The sequence below is a fragment of the Azospirillum tabaci genome (assembly GCF_014596085.1).
Classification (GTDB): Bacteria; Pseudomonadota; Alphaproteobacteria; order Azospirillales; family Azospirillaceae; genus Azospirillum; species Azospirillum tabaci.
Map to the genome: position 1 here is coordinate 263,961 of NZ_JACCJY010000005.1, position 6,654 is coordinate 270,614.

Annotated in this window: 8 protein-coding genes; 1 reads left to right on the forward strand and 7 read right to left on the reverse strand. The window is 68.3% G+C overall.

Going from position 1 to position 6,654, the window contains the following annotated elements:
- Positions 1 to 24: 24 nt before the first annotated feature.
- The 7 genes from H0B54_RS09385 to H0B54_RS09415 form a co-directional block, all read right to left on the reverse strand.
- A complete protein-coding gene (locus H0B54_RS09385) occupies positions 25 to 1,020 on the reverse strand; it encodes an MDR family oxidoreductase (protein WP_188260066.1) in 996 nt (331 codons plus the stop codon).
- Positions 1,021 to 1,144: 124 nt separating this feature from the next.
- The gene (locus tag H0B54_RS09390; protein WP_188260067.1) at positions 1,145 to 2,491 is read right to left on the reverse strand and encodes an OmpP1/FadL family transporter; all 1,347 of its coding nucleotides are present in this window, start codon (positions 2,489 to 2,491) and stop codon (positions 1,145 to 1,147) included.
- A gap of 179 nt (positions 2,492 to 2,670) precedes the next feature.
- The gene (locus H0B54_RS09395) at positions 2,671 to 3,477 is read right to left on the reverse strand and encodes a TSUP family transporter (protein ID WP_188260068.1); all 807 of its coding nucleotides are present in this window, start codon (positions 3,475 to 3,477) and stop codon (positions 2,671 to 2,673) included.
- A gap of 19 nt (positions 3,478 to 3,496) precedes the next feature.
- Positions 3,497 to 4,135: a thiamine phosphate synthase gene (gene thiE / locus H0B54_RS09400; protein ID WP_188260069.1), complete on the reverse strand. Its 639-nt coding sequence runs from the start codon at positions 4,133 to 4,135 to the stop codon at positions 3,497 to 3,499.
- 12 nt (positions 4,136 to 4,147) lie between these two features.
- Entirely contained in the window at positions 4,148 to 5,077 is a 930-nt protein-coding gene (locus H0B54_RS09405) for a class I fructose-bisphosphate aldolase (RefSeq protein WP_188260070.1), read from the reverse strand.
- A 180-nt stretch (positions 5,078 to 5,257) separates the two neighbouring features.
- A complete protein-coding gene (locus H0B54_RS09410) occupies positions 5,258 to 5,503 on the reverse strand; it encodes a hypothetical protein (protein WP_188260071.1) in 246 nt (81 codons plus the stop codon).
- An 87-nt stretch (positions 5,504 to 5,590) separates the two neighbouring features.
- Positions 5,591 to 6,034 (reverse strand): hypothetical protein, encoded by a 444-nt coding sequence (locus H0B54_RS09415; protein WP_188260072.1) that lies wholly within the window; start codon positions 6,032 to 6,034, stop codon positions 5,591 to 5,593.
- Positions 6,035 to 6,152: 118 nt separating this feature from the next.
- Here H0B54_RS09415 and H0B54_RS09420 point away from each other — a divergent pair, with 118 nt between their 5' ends.
- Positions 6,153 to 6,497, forward strand: coding sequence for a type II toxin-antitoxin system HicB family antitoxin (locus tag H0B54_RS09420; protein WP_014240811.1), 345 nt, complete (start codon positions 6,153 to 6,155; stop codon positions 6,495 to 6,497).
- Positions 6,498 to 6,654: the final 157 nt, after the last annotated feature.

The window sequence follows — 6,654 nt, forward strand, 5'->3', positions numbered from 1 at the left end:
CGTCCGCCACCGGCGCCGGTGTCATCAGGCGGTGACGTCGATCACCACGCGGCCGCGCACCTGACCGGCGAGGATCTGGCCGGCCAGTTCCGGCAGCTTCGACATCGGCTCCACCGTGTACATCGCCTTCAGGTGGTCCTTGTCGAGGTCGCGGGCCAGCCGCGCCCAGGCACGCTCGCGCCGCGCCGCCGGGGCGGCGACCGAATCGACGCCGATCAGCGTGACGCTGCGCAGGATGTGCGGCAGCACCGTGCCGGGCAGGTCGGCGCTTCCCGCCAGCCCGCACGCGGCGATGGCACCACCCCAGACGGTCTGCGACAGGGCATTGACCAGCGTGATCCCGCCCACCGAGTCAACGCCGCCGGCCCAGCGCTCCTTCTGGAGCGGCGGGCCTTTCTCCTGAAGGGCGGCACGGTCGATGAAGCCGGTGGCGCCGAGGCCGGACAGGTATTCGTGGGTTTCGGGCCGTCCCGTGGAGGCGGTGACCGGATAGCCCGCCTTGGCGAGCAGGGCCACCGCGACGGAACCGACGCCGCCGGCCGCCCCGGTGACCAGCACCTCCTTGCCGCCGGGTTGGATCGTGCCCCAATCCTCCAGCGCGTCGACGCAGAGCGCCGCGGTGTAGCCGGCGGTGCCGATGCCCATCGCCTCCTCCGGCGAGAAGGCGTCGGGCAGGCGGATCAGCCATTCCGGCTTCACCCGCTGGAACCGGCTGTAGCCGCCCCACTGGGTTTCCGACAGGCCCCAGCCGTTGACGATCACCTTGTCCCCGGCCTTCCAGTCGGCGGAGCGCGATTCCACGACCGTGCCGGCAAGGTCGATGCCGGCGACCATCGGCAGCTTGCGGGCGATCCGGCCCTTGCCGGAGACGGCGAGGCCGTCCTTGTAGTTCAGGGTGGAGTAGGCGACCTCGACCAGCACGTCGTGGTCGGGCAGGTCGGTCAGGCTCAGCGGCTTGAAGCCCCCTTTGGGCTTGCCGTCGGCGTCCTCGATGACGAAGGCGGTGAAGGTGTCGGCCATGCGGATTCCTCTCCCAGGATGGGTTCTTGATTGGGGGAAAGCCTAGCACGGACGCGGCGATGGACAAGAGGCGGGGACGGTGGAGCGGACGGGCGGCGCCCGCGCGCTCCACCGGAGATGCGGATCAGAAGGTGATCTTGGTCTGGAGCGCGATCACGTCCACGTGGGCCTTGTAGTCGGCGGACAGATTGCCGCGGAAGGCGTCGCTGCCCGTCAGATTGTCGCGCAGGTCGATCTTGGCCTTGTTGGCGAAGATGTGGCTGTAGCCGATGTCGGTCCGGATGCTGTCCGTGAGCTGGTAGCCGGCGCCGATCGACACCCAGTAACGGTCCTCGTCCGGGATGCGCGGCGTGCGGTACTGGTCGCTGACCGGGGTCTGGTCATAAGCCACACCGAAGCGCAGGGTGAGCTTCTCGTTCCACTTGTAGGCCGCCCCCAGCGCGAAGAACCAGGAGTCGTCCCAGTTCTCGTCGGTCACCGTGTCGGTGCGCAGCGGGTTGCGGTAGCGGATGCGCAGCTCCTTGAAGCGCGACCAGTTGGTCCATTGCGCGTCGGCCATCACGGCGATGGAACTGGTCAGCTCGTGGTAGGCGCCGAAGGAGATGATGTCCGGCGTGGCGACCTTCGCCCGCACCGGCGAGCCGGCGAAGCTGGCCTGGAGCGCCGGGACCGCAGGCACCGCCTCGAACTTCGAATCGCCGTCCAACTCGTGGAAGACGGAGGAGCGGTAGGAGACGCCGAAGCGGGTGCCCTTGGCCGGCTCGTACAGCATGCCGGCGGTGAAGCCGACGCCCCAGTCGTCGCCCTTGACCTCGCCCACGCCGTCGCGCGAGCCCGGCGCGACGGGAACCCCGGTGGCCGCCAGGATGGAGCCGAAGTCCACCGCCTGGCTCAGCCGGGCCTTGGCGTATTGGAACTGCAGGCCGCCGGCGATGGTCAGGTCCGGCATCAGCCGGTAGGACACGGTCGGGGAGATGTTGATCGTCAGCAGGCTGGAATGGATGCCGTGGTAGCGGCCGGTCCAGCTTTCCGGATAGTCGGTGGACAGGCCCCAGGGCGCGGTGATGGCGAGGCCAAGCTTCACGTCCGGCGACACCGTGTAGGCCATGTAGCCCGACGGAATCACCGCGTCCATGCCGATGTCGCCGGGGTCGGAGATGCCCTGGATGGTGCTGGCGCCCAGCCGCGTGGCGCGGGTGCCGCGGGCGTTGCTGGTCTTCGAGGTCGGGAACACGCCGCTCAGCACGCCGACCGCCTGGTTCCCCTCGATGGCACCCAGAGCCGCGGGGTTGAAGAACAGGCCGGTGGCGTCGCCCATGCCGTTGGCGGTGGCTCCCGCGAAGGAGGTGCCCTGACCCGAGGCGCTCTGCTCCTTCAGCAGATAGCCGGCGGCGCCGGCCGGCAGCGGGGCCGCGATGGCGACCGCGGCGGCAGCGGCGAGCAGACTCCCCTTCAGAGACCATTTGGACATGCGTTTCTCCCCAATTTCGTTATTTGACGCAATGATACACAGATTGACGTTAACGTAAAGTGGTCCCGCTGAAAAAATGTTGGGCCAACAAAGTGTGCGCCCGCTGGTGTGCATGGGGGAGGGAAATGCCCGCTATGGTCGATTCACCGCGGGGTGGAAAAGCGGAAGGTCGAGGACGCTCAGCCGAGCCAGCCGGAAACCATGGCCATGCCCGCGCCGATCACGCCCTGGGCGTCCGTCCAGATCAGCTTCGCCGTGATGGCGATGGACGCGATGACCAGCATCGGCCGCACGATGGCGGCGCCGTTGCGGATGACCATGTGGGCGCCGATCTGCGCGCCGATCATCTGGCCCAGCCCCATCAGCAGCCCGGCCACCCAAGCGATCTGACCGCCGGCGAGGAAGAAGAGGAGGGCGGCGATGTTGCTGGTGAAGTTCAGCACCTTCGTGTGGGCGGTCGCCTTGCGCAGGTTGAAGCCGAGCAGCGAGACGAAGGCGATGGCGAAGAAGGTCCCCGTGCCCGGTCCGAGGAAGCCGTCGTAGAAGCCGATTCCTGTCCCGGCGAGGAGAGCGAATCCACGCTCCCCGATGCGCTGCTGCGCGTCGATCTCGCCGGCCTTCGGGGAGACGAGCAGCCAGACCGCGATGCCGATCAGCAGCACCGGGATGACGTTGCGCAGGAATCCCGGGTCGATCATCTGGACGATGACGGCGCCCGCGGCGGAACCGGCGAAGGTGCAGGCGATCATCGCCGCCATGTCCCGCGGCTTCACCTCTCCGCCGCGGGTGAACTTCACCGCGGCGGAGAGGGAGCCGAAGCTGGATTGCAGCTTGTTCGTCGCCAGTGCCTGCGCGGGCGACAGGCCGGCCCAGAGCAGGGCGGGGAGGGTCAAAAGCCCGCCGCCCCCGGCAATGGCGTCAACGAAGCCCGCCACAAGGCCGACCGCGAACAGCGCGGTCAGCGTCTCGATGGAAAGGAGGTCCATGATTCGGAGGCGGCCTTCGTCACCCTTCGGCCGCGGAGATGGCGGCGTTGAACGCCTTTACGGCGGCGCCCGGCCCATCGGGGTGGTTCCACACGGCGCCGACCACGGCCAGGAAATCGGCCCCGGCGCGGACCAGCGGCGCGCAATTCTCCTGGGTGATCCCGCCGATGGCGACGCAGGGGACCTCCATCAGCTCCGACCACCACTGGAGCAGCTCCGGCTCCGCCTTGAAGGCGGCGTCCTTGGTGGTGGTGGGAAAGAAGGCGCCGAAGGCGACGTAATCGGCCCCGGCCTCGCCCGCTTCCATGGCGAGATGGCGGCTGTCGTGGCAAGTCACCCCGACGATGGCGTCGTTGCCGACGATCCGCCGCGCCTGGGCGTAGGGCGTGTCCTGCTGCCCGACATGCACGCCGTCGCAGCCGGTTTCGCGGGCCAGTTCGGGGTGGTCGTTCAGGATGAAGGCCACCCCGCGGTCCTGGGCGATCGGGCGCAGGGCGTCGCAGGCCCGGCGCACGGCGTCGTCGGAGCAGCCCTTCAAACGCAACTGGACGCAGGCGACGCCGCCCGCGTCCAGCGCTTCGGTCAGTTTCGGCGCGAACGCCGCCGGTTCCAGGACCGGCGGCGTCACGAGGTAGAGCCGACAGGCGGTTTCGGTCACCCGAGGCGATCCTTACTCTTTGCCCTGATAGATCTTCATGATCCGGTCGAGCAGCTTCAAAGCGTCCTCGCGCGGGCGCTGGAAGGCGTTGCGGCCGATGATCGAGCCGTTGCCGCCGCCGTCGCGGATCGCGCGGGCGTCCTCGAACACCGCGTCCTCGCCCTTGGTGGCGCCGCCCGAGAAGACCACGATGCGGCGGCCGTTGAAGGCGCACTGCATGATGTGGCGGACGCGGTCGGCCTGGGTGGCGATCGGGATGTTCTTGGACTCGTAGACCTTCTTGGCCTCCGCCTGCTCCAGATGGGCCGACGGCAGCTTCACCTTGATGATGTGGGCGCCGAGCAGCGCGGCCATGTGGGCGGCGTAGCCGATCACGTCGATGGCCAGTTCGCCTTCCTTGGAGACGGTGCCGCCGCGCGGGTAGGACCACAGCACGGTGGGAAGGCCGACCGACTTGGCCTCCTTCGACAGCTCGCGGATCTCCTCGTACTGGTCGTACATGGCGTCCGAGCCGGGGTAGATCGTGAAGCCGATGGCCGAGCAGCCGAGGCGCAACGCGTCCTGCACCGAGGCGGTCACCGCCTGATCGGCGTTCTCCTTCTGGCTCGACAGGCTGTTGGCGCTGTTCATCTTGAGGATCAGCGGGATCGAGCCGGCGAAGGTCGAGGCGCCGGCCTCCAGCGAGCCCAGCGGCGCGGCGTAGGCGTTGCAGCCGGCGTCGATGGCGAGCTGGTAATGGTAATGCGGGTCGTAGCCCGGCTCGTTCGGCGCGAAGCTGCGCGCCGGGCCGTGCTCGAAGCCCTGGTCGACGGGGAGGATCACCAGCTTGCCGGTGCCGCCCAGCTTGCCTTCCATAAGAATGCGGGCAAGGTTGGCCTTGACGCCCGGGGTGTCGCTTTCGTAGTTCGCAAGAATTTCCTTAACACGACGAGTGAGCTTCATCTGGCTCTTCCCCTTGGGGTTTCTGTCGGAAATGCGGCCCTCATAGCCCAGCGCGGGACTCTTTGCAACGTCGGCAGGGGTGTAATGCGGCCACTCGCGGCGGCAAAAGGGCCTATCCGAGAGGTCGGATTCAGGAATCGCCGAAGGGTGAGGCGAGCGTCGCGGGGCAGCCGTTTTTTGTCACAGAACGGATTGGACGATGACGTAGAGGCCGTAGCCGGCGCCCACCACCACAGCCCAGGCCCCGGCGGCCAGACAGGCCCAAACGATGAGCAGCCGGGCGCCGCGGATCTTCTCCACGGGCGGCACGGGGAAGCGCGAGCCGCGCGAAAGCCCGTCCGGCCTCTCCGGATGGAGCAGGGCCGGCTCCTCACCCTTCAGCGGTGTGGTGTCCGCCTGGGGCCGCAAAGGCGTGGTCGTGGTCATGGGGGTGGTACCGCATCGTGATGACGAAACCACCATACACCACTTTTGATCGCGCGGATTTGGGGAAAAAGCGGTATCGCCTTGGGACTATTCCGTGACATGGCCATCGTCTTGCCCGCTCAGCCACTCCCGGCAGGCACGCCGGGGATCGCGGACCGCGCGCAGGTCGAGCCCTTCGGGAAGCGCCGTCAGCAGGCTGGAACCGCGCTGCGCGGCGATGTCGGCCAGCCGCTCCGCGACGTCCGTCCGTCCGGTGAACAGGATCACATCGACTCCGGCGGACAGAGCGCCCAGGGCATCGCCGGGCCGGTCGGCGCAGTCGAGCACCGCAGTCATGGCAACCGATGGATGCCGGGCGGCGGCGCGGGCGATGACCTCGCGAAACCAGCCGGCCCCGGCGGAGGCCGCCGCACCGGGCGCGCTGACCAGCAGAAGGGGCACCCCGAGGTCCGCCGCTGCCGAGCAGGCGGCGTCGGCGTCGGTCAGGCCGTGGATGCGGATGGGGCGGCTGAGCGGGGGCAGGGCGGTCATGACGGGAAGAACTGGGTGGGCATTCCCTCATCCCCGTTTCGGGAATTGAGGCAGGTCAAACCACGGGCGCGGAGGCGGGGCTATCCTTCCACCCCACGCATCCCTGGGGTCGCCGCCGATGATGGACTATAAGGGCTACAAGGCCCAGATCGATTTCGATAACGACGCCGGCATCTTCGTCGGGGCCGTCATCAACACGCGCGACGGCATCACCTTCACCGGCCGCTCGGTCGATGAGCTGCGCAGGGCCTTCCGCGAGGCCGTGGACGATTATCTGGCGATGGCCTGCGACATGGCGGGCAACACCGAGCAGCCCTATTCCGGCAAGCTCGCCATCCGCGTCAACCCGATGCTCCACCGCGCCATCGCCACCTGCGCCGAACGGGAGGGCAAGAGCGTCGCCGCCTGGGTCGCCGACCAGTTGACGCAGGCCACGGGAATCAACGCCGTCAAGGCGGGGTGACCGCGGCCCTGCCGCAACGGCCTGCTCATGAAAAAGGGCGCCCCGTTGCGGGGCGCCCTTTTCCTTTGGCAGCAAGCCGTGGAAGGCTTACTTGGCGTTGGCCATGGCGACGGCGGTGTCGCTCATGCGGTTGGAGAAGCCCCACTCGTTGTCGTAC